The organism is Tenuifilum sp., assembly GCF_037481895.1.
In the GTDB taxonomy this organism is placed as follows: domain Bacteria; phylum Bacteroidota; class Bacteroidia; order Bacteroidales; family Tenuifilaceae; genus Tenuifilum; species Tenuifilum osseticum.
In genome coordinates, this window is record NZ_JBBFKU010000025.1 from 34,579 (window position 1) to 50,281 (window position 15,703).

Here is a 15,703-nt window from a genome sequence, read left to right on the forward strand (position 1 = left end):
TTTCATTTTATTACTTTTACAGCGGGACTAATCAAACGTTTATTGTATTATGAAACACTTAAATTCCGTAATCACCGGAACGGGTAGCTATGTGCCAACCGTTCGGGTTAGTAACCGTGAGTTCGCCCGCCATACATTTTACAACAAGGACGAAACCGCCATCGAAACGCTGGTCGACGAGGTAATTTCAAAGTTCAAGGACATTACCGGCATTGAGGAGCGACGCTGGGTAACCGACGATTTATGTGCATCGCACATAGGCGCCATAGCAGCTGAGCAGGCAATTGCCGCAGCCGGAATCGACCGTGAAACCATTGACCAAATTATTGTGGCTCACAACTTTGGCGATGTAATGCATGGAACCATTCAAACCGACATACTGCCAAGCTTGGCGTCTAGAATAAAGCACCATTTGGGGATTAAAAACCCAGCGTGTATCCCATACGATATACTTTTCGGGTGCCCGGGATGGGTACAGGGCGTTATTCAGGCCGATTCCTACATTAAATCGGGGCTGGCCAAACGCTGCCTGGTAATTGGAGCCGAAACCCTATCGAGGGTGATTGACAAGCACGACCGCGATTGTATGATATTTGCCGATGGAGCTGGCGCCACAATTGTTGAAGCACTGGAGGAGGATGAAAAAAGAGGCGTTATATCAACAGCAATGATGTCGCATACGGTTAATGAGGCTTTTTACCTTTACCTGGGCAAATCGTACCACCCTGAGGCCGACCCTACCATTCGCTACATCAAAATGGAAGGCCGAAAAATATACGAGTACTCGCTTGTTAACGTACCAGTTGCTATGAAAGTGGCTATGGATAAATCGGGGATTGATCCCAAGGAACTTAAAAAGGTAATGATCCACCAGGCAAACGAAAAAATGGACGAAGCCATTGTTCAACGTTTTATCCGCCAGTGCAAGATTGACAAAACCACAACCGAACTCATGCCTATGATGATAAAGGAATTGGGCAACAGCTCAGTGGCAACGGTTCCCACCCTTTACGACCTAATCCTGCGAGGGGAACTACCCGAACACAGAATAGGGAAAGGTGATGTTATAATGTTTGCATCGGTTGGTGCAGGAATGAATATTAACGCAATAGTTTACAAACAGTAATAAGTATTACAGCCGGACTAATTGCTAGAGGAATGAGGCGGAATAGGTGGAATGTGATGGAGTTAAATGAAGTTAGAGGAAGGTCAAATTCGTTAAACGTGAACCGTGAACCGTTAAACGGGATAGAAAAATATGTAATACCCACAGTCATTCCGAAGGATAAAGGTTAAAGGATAAAGGCAGCTAAAGGTTCTTTTAAGAACAACGGTTTACGAACAACGGATCACGAACAACGATCAACTAATCCCCTCATCCCCTCTTTTGGCGAATCACCTTCATGTAACTTGCTACCAGCCCCGTAGGGGCTAAGTATTTGTAACTCCATACCTACACCCACGTGTATAGCGATGCACGCAATGGCATTCCACAGAGCAACGGTGAAGCTTTGCATCGCAAATGAAGAGCATGATAAAGAACGATAAAAGGCATTAAGGGCATAAAGGGACAAAGAGATGCTTCGGCTAGCTCAGCATGACAATGTGAGTGAGGGGTCAGTGATGTTGTCATTCCGAGTTAGTCGAGGAATCTCCTTCTTGTTTCCAGTGGCCAGCCACGTAGGGGCGGAACATTTGTAACTCCATACCTACACCCTCGTGTATAGCGATGCAGGCTAGGACTTTCCAAAAAGCAAAACTGAAACTTTGCATCACAAAGGAAAAGCATGGCAAAGAACCATTCACATGTTCTTTCTTGTCATGATACAAGAAAGAACCAAAGAAAATCAAGGCTGAAAAGCCTAACCCGATGGATGCCCCGTGGGTGGAACTGCCACGCGATACAATTCGCCACGCCTGCGGCCTGGCTCATGTGGTATCGCTTACTAGACCCACCGCCACGTTCCACCCCCGACCCATTGCCGGGTCAGGCTTTTATGCCTATGCTTTCTTCTTACGCTCCATTCCCTCTCAGGGATAGGGGTTGGGTTGAGGTTAAAAAAGTGAACGCGTCTTCCAGACGCGTTCGAGCAAGGGGAAGCATTCATCACAAAGCGAAGAGTACAGCAACTGTTGGTAGCACGGATTACAAATCCGCGCTAGCGGGTATTTGGTGGAGTTAGAGGAAAGTTAGAGGAATAGTAAAAAATGAACAGTTAAACCCAAGTACAATGAATTAACAGATTTTTTCTATTATTTATCTAGGTTAAGAGAGAGAGGAAGCACGCAGCACTGGCGTGCTTTTTTATGGCTGATTCCCGAGCAGGTCGATATAAACCGGGAGGTGATCGCTGAAACCACCATGGTAACGGTACCCAACGAATGTTCGGAAAGGCCTATTACCACTGTACTGCTTATCGGGCTCAAGCAGCTGATCGCTTTCAAAAACCGCCGCCTTTTGCGGCGTGGTGTATAACCTATGTTTTCCGCTTAAAAGGCTTTGCGACACAATAATTTGATCAATAATTCCCCATGTACCCTGGTACTTATAACTTCCAAAACCACGGCTTTTAAGAATAGCAGCAATGTTAATTAACCCCGATGGGCAGTTGGGGTCGTTCCGTTCACTTGCTCCCAAGCCTTCAACCACCGGGGCGCTCTCTGGCTCATCGTTCAGGTCGCCCATTACAAGTATTCGGGCTTGAGGGTAGAAAACCCTTATTGAGTCGATCTTGCGCTTGAGAGTACTTGCAGCGGCAAACCTGCCGCTTTCCGATTCCAGCTCGCCACCATACTTGGATGGCCAATGGTTTACAAAAACATGTAGAGTATCGCTTCCCAGCATACCGCTTACATAGAGAATCTCACGCGTTTTACGCGCCGAATCATCAGGAAAAACAACAGGGACAAACTCACGCTCCTGAACCTTAAACCTATCGGGGCGGTAAAGCAGAGCCACGTCGATTCCGCGAGGGTCAGGCGACTCACGGTGGACCACTCTGTACTCAAACTTGCTGAGTGGGGTATCGTTTACAAGCTTGTGGAGCACAAAACCATTTTCAACCTCGCAAAGGCCAACCAGCACAGGAGGATCGAATTCACCTACGGCCATTATTACCTTGTAAATACCATTGATTTTTGTCTCCATCTTGTTCCATGTCCAATAGCGCTGGCCAGTGGGGGTGAACTCATCGTCGCGGGTTAGCGAGTCGTCGAATGGGTCAAAAAGATTCTCGACATTATAGAACATCACCCTATGCCTTGATGTGGCCTGGTTTTGAGCAAGCATTATAATGGGCAAGCCTGCTAAACAGACTAAAAAAACAAGCCTAAACAGGCAAAAAACTCGGTGTTGTAGGCTGCGTTTCATTCTCCAGAGGTTTACTCAACACGTTCAAAGGCTCCCAAATCGGGTTTACCATCGGCAAGTCGGTTAACACCCTTTAAGTCGACAGGAAAACCCGTGGCAATAGTAATGTCACCTATGTCCTTTGCTGGGCTAAGGGTATCGAGCTCAAAATTCCACTTGGCAACATCCTTAAACCTGGGGTCTTCGCGAATAACCCGGGTAAAATGCTCAGGGTCATTCAGGTTGTAGGTTGAAGGCACCCTAAGGATACAGTCGGAAAAAGAGTAATTGAAATTAGCATTAACCGGTTGGCCATTATACTTATAATCCAGCCCTAACTCATTGGATATGCTACCATAAATAATAGAATTAAAGAATGATGCCTCGTTCAAATCGCGGGGTTCAACCAGAACCGGCCCACCAGGAACAAGTTGGTATGTATAGTAGTTGTTGAGCAGGAGCGCAGGCCCTTTCCTGAACATGTAGTCGCCCCAGTAGTTAGATATTGTGGTATGGTAAAACCGGTAAGCCCCCCCAAGGGTAAGAGCCACACTTGAGTAGGCAGCATTGTAAAAAAGGCAGTTGTCAACCTCCAGCTTTGCCCCACGGGCAAGCAGGTTAACGTAACTGGAATTGCCTATTTTGGAGTGCGAGAGCACAAGGGTTGGCACACCCGGTGTAAAGCAGGTATCAACCATCAACCCAATAATGGCATTCCTAATATCAGCCCAAGAAATGGAGTTATTCCGGGAGCCTGCACTCAACCACACCCCACCCCATTGTCCGCCCTTGTCAAAGTAAAACTTTTCCAATCTATCGCCCTGCATGGTTACTGGCAAGCTAGCCGAACCTTCAACCTTTAGGGTTCCCGCTACTACAAACTGTGCGTTGTTATGGAAGTGTAATCGTGCCCCAGCAGGAATGGTAAGGGTAGCATTCTTATCCACAAAAAGGTAATCGTAAATCAGATGGGGTTTATTAACGGGGAAAACCGAATCGGCTTCAATGGTTACTCCGTTATGCATGTAAACATCCTGCCCCCAGGCAACCAGCTTAACATCCTGGACGTTAGTATTGGTAACAAAAACAATGGAATCAGGTATTAGCAAGGGTGCATCGCCAAGGGTAGGGTTAACGGTTACTTCAACCATAACAAAAAGGCTATCGCCGGAACGTAAAGGAATATCGTTCACCAATGGGCCTGGGCGTCCGTCAACATTTATTCTGTATGCCGACGTGCTGCCACCAGCCAACGATACTGACGAAATCCGCACATCGCTTTTACTCCTGTTGTAAACCTTTAGGTAACGGGTTGATGAACCAATGGTGGTAAACACGGTATCGAACAGCACCGTATCCGTGCTAAAGGTTAACTTGATTGATGGGCTGGACGAAAAGTTATCGTTTTCGCACGACCACAGCGCCAACAAAAACAGAATGATAACTAAAAACCGATTTAATACCTTTTTAAACATCAACAAAAAAATATTTTTCTACTTTTGGTAAAAACTCACAACAAAGATAGCTTAACGGAAATGAAGACAAGCTCATTATCAATATTTTTAACTATAAGTATAGCTGTTATGGCATGCACTAAACGGCAAAAAGCCGATTTAATTGTTACCAATGCAACGGTTTACACGGTTGACTCAGCATTCACAGTAGCTCAAAGCTTTGCCGTTAGCAATGGCAAAATAGTAGCCGTGGGAACAAACAATGAGATACTCTCAGCTTACTCTGCCGACACCATATTGGATCTAACAGGCAAATTTGTATACCCCGGATTTATTGATGCCCACTGCCACTTTTTAGGGTACGGGCTAAACCTACCCAAGGCATGGCTTGCGGGGGCAAAATCGTGGAACGAGGTGGTTAACCGGCTGGTTGAGCATCAAAATATATACCCTACGGAATGGGTTGAAGGCAGGGGATGGAACCAGAACGAGTGGGAAATCAAAGAGTTTCCAACCAACGAGTTACTCAACAAAGCATTTCCAAACAAACCAGTTTTTATAGTTAGGATTGATGGCCATGCCGCCATTGCCAATAGGAAAGCTCTTGAATTAGCTGGCGTAACTGCCAGCACAAAAATATCGGGTGGCGAAATAGTAGTTAAAAATGGCTCACCCACCGGGGTTCTCATTGATAATGCCATGGAACTGGTTCGTAAGCATATACCCACACCAAGTAAGGAACAAAAAGCGCAAGCTCTGCTAAATGCTCAGCAAAACTGTTTTGCCGTTGGGCTAACCGGCGTTCACGATGCTGGCCTCGATGCCGATGAGGTTGAACTTATCGACTCGTTGCAGCAAGCAGGGAACCTTAAAATGCGCATTAACGCCATGCTTAACCCTACCCATGACAATTTTGAAAAGTACATCAGCAAGGGTATATATAGCACAGCGCAATTAACGGTTAGGTCGATAAAAATTTATGCCGATGGCGCATTGGGTTCACGTGGCGCACTGCTACTCAAGCCCTACACCGACGATCCTAAAACCCGGGGTATTCAGGTGGAACCAACTGAAAAACTTGATTCGGTTTGCAGCTTGGCATACAAGCATGGCTACCAGGCATGCACACACTGCATTGGCGATGCAGCCGTTAGGCTGATGCTTGATATTTACAGCAAGTACCTACCCAAAGGCAATGATCTACGATGGCGCATTGAGCACTCACAGGTGGTTGATCCAGCCGATTTGCCGCGTTACGGGGAGTATGATGTAATCCCATCGGTTCAAACCACCCATGCCACATCGGACATGTTTTGGGCTGTTAACCGTCTGGGCGATAGGGTTAAGAATGCCTACGCCTACCAAAACCTTTTAGTGCAAAACGGATGGCTGCCTAACGGTAGCGATTTCCCGATTGAGGACATCAACCCGCTATATGGTTTTTACGCTGCCGTAGCGCGCAAAAACCTGAATGGTGAACCCCAGGAGGGATTTCAGATGGAAAATTCCCTTACCCGCGAACAGGCCATCCGAGCCATGACCATTTGGGCTGCTAAGGCATGCTTTGAGGAAGATGTAAAGGGAAGTATTGAGGTTGGAAAGTTTGCTGATTTTGTGGTACTTGACTTGGATCTAATTAATTCCGAAATTAGTAATGTCCCTAAGGCACAAGTTTTGCAGACCTTTATTAGCGGCAAGAATGTATTTACTAGAAACCAATGATGATAGAAATAGTAAAAGCAAACAAAAGCAACCTGCTTGAGGTACTTTACATTATAAGGGAGTGTTCCAGGCAACTGATAGAAAAAGGAGTTAAGTACTGGAACAACAGCCTGGCCGACAGCTTTGAAATATCCACCGATATTGAATCGGGCTACATCTACCTTATCAAATACAACTATGTACCAGTAGGTACTATTACCTTGAGGCTTTTACCTAAAAATGAGAGTTTACAGCTTGAAAGGCTTGCTATATTCCCGGCATACCAAAAGAAAGGTCTAGGTCAAAAACTCATCGAATTTGCAAAGGAAACTGCCAGGGAAAAAGGAGTAAAAAAGATACTTGGCTCAATTCCGGTTGACGATGCCGACCTAATACACCTTCTGGAACAGAATAATTTTGTAAAAAAAGGCGAAAGTATCCCAGTTGAAACAAATCCAATTGCAGTTGAACTTGAGCTATTACAATAGTTCAAAAAAAAGAAATTCCTCCAACACCTGAATTGAAAAACCTAAAAAGTAGTATTATTAAAAAATGCTAGAACGTTGGGCATGGTAGCGCCTTCCATCGCTTACGGACAACGGTTTTAAAGGTCATGGCCAACGATATCTCATGCGACCCGCCAGAGCCTATCCCTAGCCTCGATATGGTAAAGTCATAGCTGTAACCTACGCTCAGATTATCAAACTTGTATCCAACCATAAAGGCCAGGGCATCGATACGTTTATTCACTTTACCCTTAGGCATCCCTCTCCACCAAAACCCAAAACTCAAAGGCTCATTCATGAAGTATAGCCCCAAATCGAGCTGCTTATACTCGCCTTGCACCCTAAAGTTAAATGCTCCGGTTATACTTTGCTCTATTTTACTCATCAAAAAGCCCTTGGTAATATACCTGTAACCGCCGTAGAGGGAGAACTTGAAAGGAGTTCGAGCCTCATCGTTGTAAAATGAGTTTACCGGCTTAAGCATATGATCCCAGGTAAAGCCCACCCAGGTGTTATAGGAATACATCATGAGCGATGATGAAACATCGATATCCCAAACTGCCGATTTACCTGGATATATCAGCGATGTAGGCGGAGCAGGATCAAGGGCTAGCTGATCGCCAAAAGTTAGGTCGAAGAAGTTTATCGAAATCTGCTGGATGTAAAAGCCTAAACCGGGTCGCAGGTGAATATCGGGAGTTGGGGTAAAATCGTATGAGTATAGCGTACCCATTCGGGTATTGCCGTAATTACCAGCACCAGCCTGATCACGTTGTGCAACAAGCCCGAAACCGCTATGAAAAACACTCATGTTGTAATCCCATGAAACGCCATAGGTATGAAACCCCTTTGGCACCCCCATCCATTGGTTGCGGTAGTTAGCAACCGCTCTTTGTCCGGGTACACCTCCAGCAAACGAAGGGCCTAGATACAATGGATTAGAATAGAACTGGGTAAAATGCGTATCCTGTGCATGCACTCCGATAGCACCAGCACTCAAAATCAAAATCAAACCCAAAAAAACTCTTTTCATAGCTCAACTACCTTAACAATGTTACAGTTCCTCGCTGATCAAATACTTTTCCGTTTGTAAATGTTCCTATTGCGCGCCAAACGTAAACTCCCTGTTCAGCCAAACGGCCGTTAATATAGCCGTCCCATCCCACTTTCACGTCGGAAGAGGTAAACACTTGCTCACCCCATCGGGTAAAAATCATCAGCTTGTACTCAACAACACCGTAGTGAATGGGGTGGAACACCTCATTCTTCATATCATGCTCATCGTAAGCACCACCATTGGGCCCACTGGGATTAGGCTTAAATGCATCGGGGAACTTAACGTAGCCAATTCCTTCAACCCAAACAGCAGGATACTTTGATATTGAATCCCTACAAATGGCATCGCTATACTTTCTTTCAGCCCAAAGTGAAATTCGGAACTCACCCATTTCCTTGTAGGTATGAGTAGGATCTTTCTTGTTGATATACTTTGTTCCATCGCCCATATCCCAATCGTACGAACATGAATCGCAATCGGTTGTGAGATTCTGTAAACGTACGGTAGCGTCGGGCAACATTACCCGTGAAGGGTAAGCAACAAAATCGGCATTGGGCATTGGGTAAACGTGAATTATCCCGTAGGAAAAGCTTTCACCACCCTCGCCCGATGCTCTTAGCTTAACCCTATAGTAACCCGGATTCTGGAAAACGTGAACAGGTTGGAATTCCTTTACTGTTGGACTACCATCGTCAAAATCCCACTCGTACTCCTCGCCGTAAAGCGAGTTGTTGACAAAATGAACCTCGTGGGGTGCACATCCGTTAGCCATGCTCTGCGTAAAACTGGAAATTGGCTTTGGCGGCATCAGGTACACAATCTTTGAGGTTGAGTCCTTACAGTGAGGGCTGTTTATTACAAGTGAAACATCGTAGGTAAACCCTTTTTCCTTATGTCCCCAACGGGTATAGGTGTGTGTTCCGGGATTTTTCTCTGTGCTTGTAGTATTGTCGTCAAAATACCACTTGTAACTCCAGGTATTGGCTGCAGGGGCCGATTGGTTAATTATGGTAAAGGTATTATCAGGAAACTCCTTGAGTGGGGGCTCAACACCTATTAACGCCCTAGGTGTAGCCCAAACGGTAATTTGCTTCACGGTATCGTCAACACAGTCGAACTCAGAACGGGCGGTTAGTTTAACATTGAAAACCTTATCGTTTTCAGTTTCATTCAGGAACGACTGCGATGGGTTGGTGGATGATGAGGTAAACCCATCGTCAAAATCCCATGTAAACAGCATTGCATTGGTGGACAGGTTGGAGAACTGCACGTCGTGTGGGCTACAGCTTTGGTAACCCGGGGCAACATCAAAATTGGCAGTAACATGTGGGAATACCTGAATGGTTTGCGACACGGCATCGTCGCAGCTGTAATTATTTATGGCATGCAGCCAAATTTGATACGATTGGGTAACACTTTGGTTATTATCGAATACATGTACCATATTTAGTGGCGAGGTTGTTGTACTATCGGCACCATCGCCAAAATCGTAATGGTAAGTTAGGTTTGAACCCAACGTTTTATTCTCAATTTCAACATTAAATGGTGGGCAAGAGATGTAATTACTTTTTAGTTCCATTGCCGCAACAGGACGAGGGAATACTGTCACATCCTTTTTAACTGAGTCGGTACATCCGTGCTCACTGGTTGCTTTAAGCGTTATGGTAAAGTTCTTTTCATTTTGGGTTGATGTATTCCTATACTCCTGCTCAACATTAGCAGAATAGGCATAATTGCCATCACCAAGGTTCCAAACATATTGGTTATTGGCGCTAAAGGATTGGGTTTGATTGATAAACTGCACCAGATGCGGAGTACAACCTGTTGGGTTATAGGTAAAGTCGGGGTAGATACGTGGGTATATGCTTAGTGGCAACTCAAGGGTATCGGCACAGCTCGTATCGTCCTTATACTGTGTTACCAGAGTAACCGTGGGGTTTTGGATGGTTAATCCGGAGTTGGTATAGGTATGCATTCCGGGTTGCTCAACATTGGTTGTGGGGGAGCCATCGCCAAAGTTCCAGCTATACTGGTATAAAGCTGAAGTGGAAGTGTTGTTAAAACTAATATTAACCGGAGAGCAACCGGCGGTTTTATTCCACGTAAAGGCTGCTTCAACCTTGGGGTTTACTGTAATTGTTCGGCTTATGCTGTCGCTACAACCTATTGCATTTTTGGATTTGAGCCATACTGTATAGGTGGCTAGATTATCCTTCCTAGTATTGATAAAACCTATTCCCTGAGGGGAGGTTTCCGTGGATCGCATTCCGTTGCCAAAATCCCAGGTATAGCTACCCAAACCAGTAGAACTGTTAGCAAAATTAACCGTTAGCGGAGTACATCCCCTATCGGTATCTAAAATAAAATCAGCAATTACCTTGGGGTAAATATCAATAAATGGGACGCTTTTAGCGCTAGAGCAGGTTAGTCCGCTATTGGTATGCGACTGCGTTGCGGTTAGAGTTATTGTTGGTTTAATAATGGTGTTAGGTAGGTCATTATCGAAGGTATAGACATGGGAAAGGGTTGGACGTGTAGTGGTTTGCTGCTGGGGCACGCCGCCCAATGAGTAACCATAGTCCCAGCTAAAATTGGTTCCATTAAGCGATGTATTGGTAAAATTCACATTGAAAGGCACGCAAATGCTATCATATAGCATTGTAAAATCTGCCTCAACCCTAGGATGAATGGTTACTGGAACTACTACAGATTTTGAGCACCCATTAGCATTAGTTGCCCACAGGGTAACGTTGAACTGCTTATCGGTTGATGTTCTATTATCAAAATCGTGCGTGATATTATCCTGTAGGGTTGAGGCAAACGATTGTCCATCGGCAAAATCCCAGTAGTAGAGCAAATTGCCTCCGGTTGAACTATTGGTAAACTCAATAGGTGAACCAGGGCAGGCAAACTGCGATAAAGCACTTGCTTGAGGTACAACATGGGGATAAACAGTTAAGGTTTTGGTAACAGGTTGACTCACACAATTACCATTTGCATTTGAGGTAATCAGTGAAATTGTATGGGTTTTAACATTGTCGGGGTCTGAGTTATCGGCCTGGTATGTAAATGGAGTTCCATTGGTGCGATTCTCGTTGGGGAAAAGTCCATCGAATGTCCATTGGTACTGGGTAGCACCAACGCCTGTTGGCGTAAAGGTAACATTGAAAGGAGTACAATTGCCATCCATTTGCACGGTAAAACCATTGGTAAGTTTGGGGTGAACGGTAACCGTTCTGGTTTCGGAATCGGAGCAGCCGTGAATGTTTGACACGGTTAGGTTAACAGTATATGATCTACTATTTTGCGTATCGTCGTTATTAAAAGTATGCGAAACCGTTTGAAGGTTTGAGGTAAGGCCATCGCCAAAGCTCCAGCTTGTGAACTGGGGGTGATTGGTTGTTCCATTTACAGTACTGTTGCTTACAAAATTAACCGATGCACCCTCGCAAATTGTTTGGTCAACGCCAGGAGTAAAGCTGGCGGTTACTGCCGGGTAAACCCTTACCGGTATCGCAGAATTATCAGTACAACCAGCATTATTGCGTACCCTGAGCGATACGTTGTAGAGTTTCTCGGCACCTGTTAGGTTGTCCTGGGTGCGCGGAATAACTGATGGTACAGTTGCCGATGTATAGGTTTGATCAGTATTGCCATCGCCATCAAAATCGAACTCGTACTGGCTTATACCAGGGTGAGTGGTTAAATTGATATTGTAGCTGTGAGGGGCGCATCCTGCGAGGTTATCGATACTAAACTCTGGTTTGATATAGGGATAAACGGTAAGCGTTTTGGTAACTGCCGATTGGCAACCATGTTCCGAAATTGCTATTAATGAAATGTTAAAAGATTTATCGGATCCGGTAGTATTAGTAAATACATGCGAAGGCGAAACCTCCATTGATGTTGATCCATCGCCGAAACTCCACTGGTATGAGCCGTTGGTTAATACGAAACCTCCGGTATAGGTACAGGTATTATTTAAGACGAGCGACGCTGGGTTACACTGTGCACCTGCAGGTAAATTGAAATTGGCAGTAACTTCAGGGTAAATAGGTATGGGCAAACCTAACTGCTTTGAACGTGTACACCCGGCACTGTTGGTTACGGTAAGTACAGGCTGGAAGTTTCGGGTAGTGCCGCTTTGGTTTACTTCCTGGCGTGTAAACACGCTTTGTTGACCAGCCTGAGTGTAGGTTGCATCTGGTGTACCATTGCTATCCCAATCCCACTGGAACTGGTTAATGCCGGGAAATTTCTGAACGGTAAAATTTAAATCGACTGGCGAGCAGTTACCTGTGGGTGTTACAGAGAATTGTGCATCGACAAATGGCTGAACCGTAACAGGGAATAGGTTAGAGAGATACTCACAACCATACTGGTTTAAGGCCTTGAAGCGTATATTGTAGCTACGGGCAAACGCATCGTTATTCTGCAGCTGGTATGTTGTACTTTGCTGGGTTGATATAATGTTTGTATTTGCGCCGTCAATCAAATGCCACTCAAAGGTATTGGCATTGGTTACATTGGTTGCAGCAAGGTTTACATCTAAGGGGGAACACGTTAAATCGCCACTTGCGTTTACGTTAACATTTGCTGTAGGAGTGGGGTTTACTGTTATGGTTTGAGAGTACTCATTAATGCATCCTCCGCTATTTTGAACCCTCAACCTGATGGTAGTGGGTAGCGGGCTGCCCCCGCTATTTGTTTTACTGAAAGTCCAGTTTGCAGGGTCGGTGCTATCAAAAGCACCATCACCATCCTTATCCCATTGCCAGGCGGTTATACCTCCTGTGCTGTTGTTTGTTACCAAAACACTAAATGGCGAGCAGCCTGTTACCCGCTCAACAGCAAAGTTTGCCCTTATATAGGGTTGCACGGTAACAGGTACTGGCTTTGTGACTGAACAAAAGTTATACTTATCGGTAAGGGTAAGCTGAGCGTTGTAAGTAGTTGGAGCACTATTGTAGTTATAATAGGTGTGAGCCGGGTCGGGTGAAGCCGAAGTAGCCCCATCGCCAAAATCCCAGCGGAACGTTGCTGTTCCATGGTTTCCTGTTGGATTTGCCTTAAAGTTCACAGTAAGCGGATGGCAGTTATTGGGATCGGACTTGCTATCAATTACCGGACTAATATCGATGTGCGGGTATACCAGAATATCTTTCTTAAACGACTTAACACAAATACCAGTATTATCGGTTACTACCAGCGATAGGGTATATCGCAAGGTATCGGTAGTACTATTTAAGAATGGAGCTGAAGGGGTAAATGTTACATTGTTGTTTGTCCCTTCGCCCGGATCATCAATATCGCCATCGTTGTTAAAGTCCCAAACGTTACTGGCAGCGCCTACTGAATTGTTAATGATTTGAGGGCTAAAAGGAGCACAGCCAGCAAACTGGTCAGTTGTGAAGCTTGGAACTACAGGTTCCGAGACCAGAAAGTTAACCTCGCGGGTATCGGAAAGGCCGCATGCCCCACTAACAGTAACATTATACTTTATGGAATGTGTAATGTTGGAGGCAACTGGTGTTGGGCTTGAAGGATTATCGAGAAAATCGTGAGGTGTCCATTGGTAATGGGTTCCCCCACTGGCATATAGCTGACGCGACTCGCCCCAGCAGATTTTATTACCACCAGCCTCATTAACCACCACAAATGCATTGGGGTTAAATGAGTTAAAATCGGAAAAATACCCGTAAAAAGCATCGGCATTAGGGTGTCCGTTTAGAATACCTAAATGGAAAACATCCTTTTCATTGGCAAGCAGGTATGCCTCATCGACCCCAGCCTGAATGTTATCGGCCTTGAACCGGGCATATCGCCACTGATTGAACGGAGCGGTTGCTCCCACATCCTGATAGCTTGCAGGGTTATTGAGCCCTGGAACTATTGCAGTAACATCGTTGCCGTTCTTGTCGTAAAGCTTAAAGCCATCCTCAGCCCCCTTGCGGACAAGTATATTCATATAAAATTCGTAGTACTTGCCGCCGTAATTAGCCTTTGTTCTGTTAAACCCAACCCTGGTTGACCCGGTACATGTTGATATGGTTGGTATAATTGCACCGGCCACCTGGGTATTAATGCCGTTTCCAAAGCCCGATAGATGGTAAACATACACAGGCTTATCGGTTTCAATATTGGTAATTAGATTTGCTGCTGGAATTTGAACCGGTAGAACGCCACGCTCGTTTATTGTAGCAACCACTGCTCCATTCACCTTTACCTGAGTGTTGTTCTGGGTGGCAACAACGTAAACATATTCCTGAGCATTATCCAATACCCCTCTTACCACAGCGTAATGAGTCCCAATATGGTCAATTGGTACAAGCTGATCGCCAACAAAATCGACTCCACCACCTGGGCTAACCATATCGTGCCTTGTATTTATGGCAATATCACCACCACTAATCACCTCAACCTTAGTTCCTGCAAGGGTATTATTAGGGTCAGTTTTGTAGTTAACATTGCTATCGTTTTTATAGGGAGCAATAATTGCGGTTTCGCCCCTATTCAGGGTTATTGTAAAGGGTATGTTAGCTGGCTTAAAATTATTAGGCCAAACAAAAACGTCTTTGGTTGGAGTAATGGTTATTTGCGTATTATCCTCCGTGGCAACTATATCGAATGAACTATAGGGCCTGTATAAATAGTTAGAATTATTAGCTACATATGAACTAATTGGATAGCTAGTTTCGAAAGGAATGTAAAATGATTTACCTAATGCATTCTTTCCTTTCAAAGCAAGTAATTCCATATTGTAAATAGCACTAATTTCATAGTAAATGGTTACCGGAGTAGTAGCCTCAATGTGTAAACCCTTGTTGTTTCGGTTTATGGTTGAAGCATTGGAGGTTGTCCAACGCAAACGGTTTTCAATGGATGTAAGAGCAGTTGTTTTGTCGTCGCCTATCAGGTTTAAGGCCGCCAGGTCAATGGTTTGGGTTTTATTTGCAGGAATATTGAAAACCAAAGGGCTCCCACCATTGAAATTAGCCTGATTGGCTGGCATGGTTATGGTTACCGTGCTCGATAACGACCCTGTAGTAATTCGCAGGTAAACCGGATATCCCTTATTAGCAGGGTTTGTTTCATCACCATCAAAATGATATCGGTTTATTTCCGGAACACTGAACCAAAACTCGGTATCGGTTTGTGCAGATATGCTAATACTAAACAAAAGCAGAATTACCGGAAAAAGCAATCTAAATCTGTAAACCCTCATTACTAAATCCATTAAAAAATTTTTCAAAATTATTTAAATGAACCTTTTGAGTCAACCCTAAAAAAATAATCATCTCTATCAATATTCCATTTTATCATATTTTTAGGGCATTGGCACATTGTAAAACTGCTATAAAATGTTTTAAAACATATTTTTTGATGTAACCTTTATTTTTGCCTAACTAAAAAAGTTGGAATTTTGTATCGATTTTTTAAAAATATTGTAATGAAGCAACTTGTCACTGTATTACTTCTTCTGCCAATACTAGGCTACTCACAGGTAAAATACTTAAGCGAGGGATTTGAGGCTGGGGTAAAACCCACAGGGTGGAGCGAGGAAAAAGTAAGTGGGAACAGGTACTGGCGATACCAAAATGGCGGTTACGCATCGAGCAGTGCCCCACAATACAGA

At 44.6% G+C, this 15,703-nt stretch carries 9 protein-coding genes; 5 read left to right on the plus strand and 4 right to left on the minus strand.

What is annotated here, in order from left to right; genetic code table 11:
• Window positions 1-49 precede the first annotated feature (49 nt).
• Entirely contained in the window at window positions 50-1,126 is a 1,077-nt protein-coding gene (locus WHS63_RS08790; RefSeq protein ID WP_445204785.1) for a 3-oxoacyl-ACP synthase III family protein, read from the plus strand.
• A 744-nt stretch (window positions 1,127-1,870) separates the two neighbouring features.
• Window positions 1,871-2,041 (plus strand): hypothetical protein, encoded by a 171-nt coding sequence (locus WHS63_RS08795; protein WP_445204786.1) that lies wholly within the window; start codon window positions 1,871-1,873, stop codon window positions 2,039-2,041.
• Between the two features lie 264 nt (window positions 2,042-2,305).
• On the opposite strand, the gene WHS63_RS08800 is transcribed toward WHS63_RS08795, so the two are convergent.
• Together WHS63_RS08800 and WHS63_RS08805 are read right to left on the minus strand one after the other, a co-directional pair.
• A complete protein-coding gene (locus tag WHS63_RS08800) occupies window positions 2,306-3,370 on the minus strand; it encodes an endonuclease/exonuclease/phosphatase family protein (RefSeq protein WP_445204787.1) in 1,065 nt (354 codons plus the stop codon).
• Window positions 3,371-3,381: 11 nt separating this feature from the next.
• Complete coding sequence (locus WHS63_RS08805) at window positions 3,382-4,824, minus strand: hypothetical protein (protein WP_445204788.1); 1,443 nt, start codon at window positions 4,822-4,824, stop codon at window positions 3,382-3,384.
• A 108-nt stretch (window positions 4,825-4,932) separates the two neighbouring features.
• Here WHS63_RS08805 and WHS63_RS08810 point away from each other — a divergent pair, with 108 nt between their 5' ends.
• On the plus strand, window positions 4,933-6,525 hold the full coding sequence (locus WHS63_RS08810; protein WP_445204789.1) for an amidohydrolase: 1,593 nt from the start codon (window positions 4,933-4,935) through the stop codon (window positions 6,523-6,525).
• Window positions 6,522-6,992: a GNAT family N-acetyltransferase gene (locus WHS63_RS08815; protein ID WP_445204790.1), complete on the plus strand. Its 471-nt coding sequence runs from the start codon at window positions 6,522-6,524 to the stop codon at window positions 6,990-6,992. The genes WHS63_RS08810 and WHS63_RS08815 overlap by 4 nt, the downstream gene beginning before the upstream one ends.
• A gap of 67 nt (window positions 6,993-7,059) precedes the next feature.
• Here WHS63_RS08815 and WHS63_RS08820 read toward each other — a convergent pair whose 3' ends face one another.
• Both WHS63_RS08820 and WHS63_RS08825 read right to left on the minus strand, forming a co-directional pair.
• Window positions 7,060-8,043, minus strand: a complete 984-nt coding sequence (locus WHS63_RS08820) for a PorP/SprF family type IX secretion system membrane protein (protein ID WP_445204791.1) — start codon at window positions 8,041-8,043, stop codon at window positions 7,060-7,062.
• 7 nt (window positions 8,044-8,050) lie between these two features.
• On the minus strand, window positions 8,051-15,304 hold the full coding sequence (locus WHS63_RS08825; protein WP_445204792.1) for a PKD domain-containing protein: 7,254 nt from the start codon (window positions 15,302-15,304) through the stop codon (window positions 8,051-8,053).
• Window positions 15,305-15,517: 213 nt separating this feature from the next.
• Between WHS63_RS08825 and WHS63_RS08830 the strand changes: the two genes are divergently transcribed.
• A partial coding sequence (locus WHS63_RS08830; protein WP_445204793.1) for a hypothetical protein occupies window positions 15,518-15,703 on the plus strand: 186 nt, incomplete at its 3' end.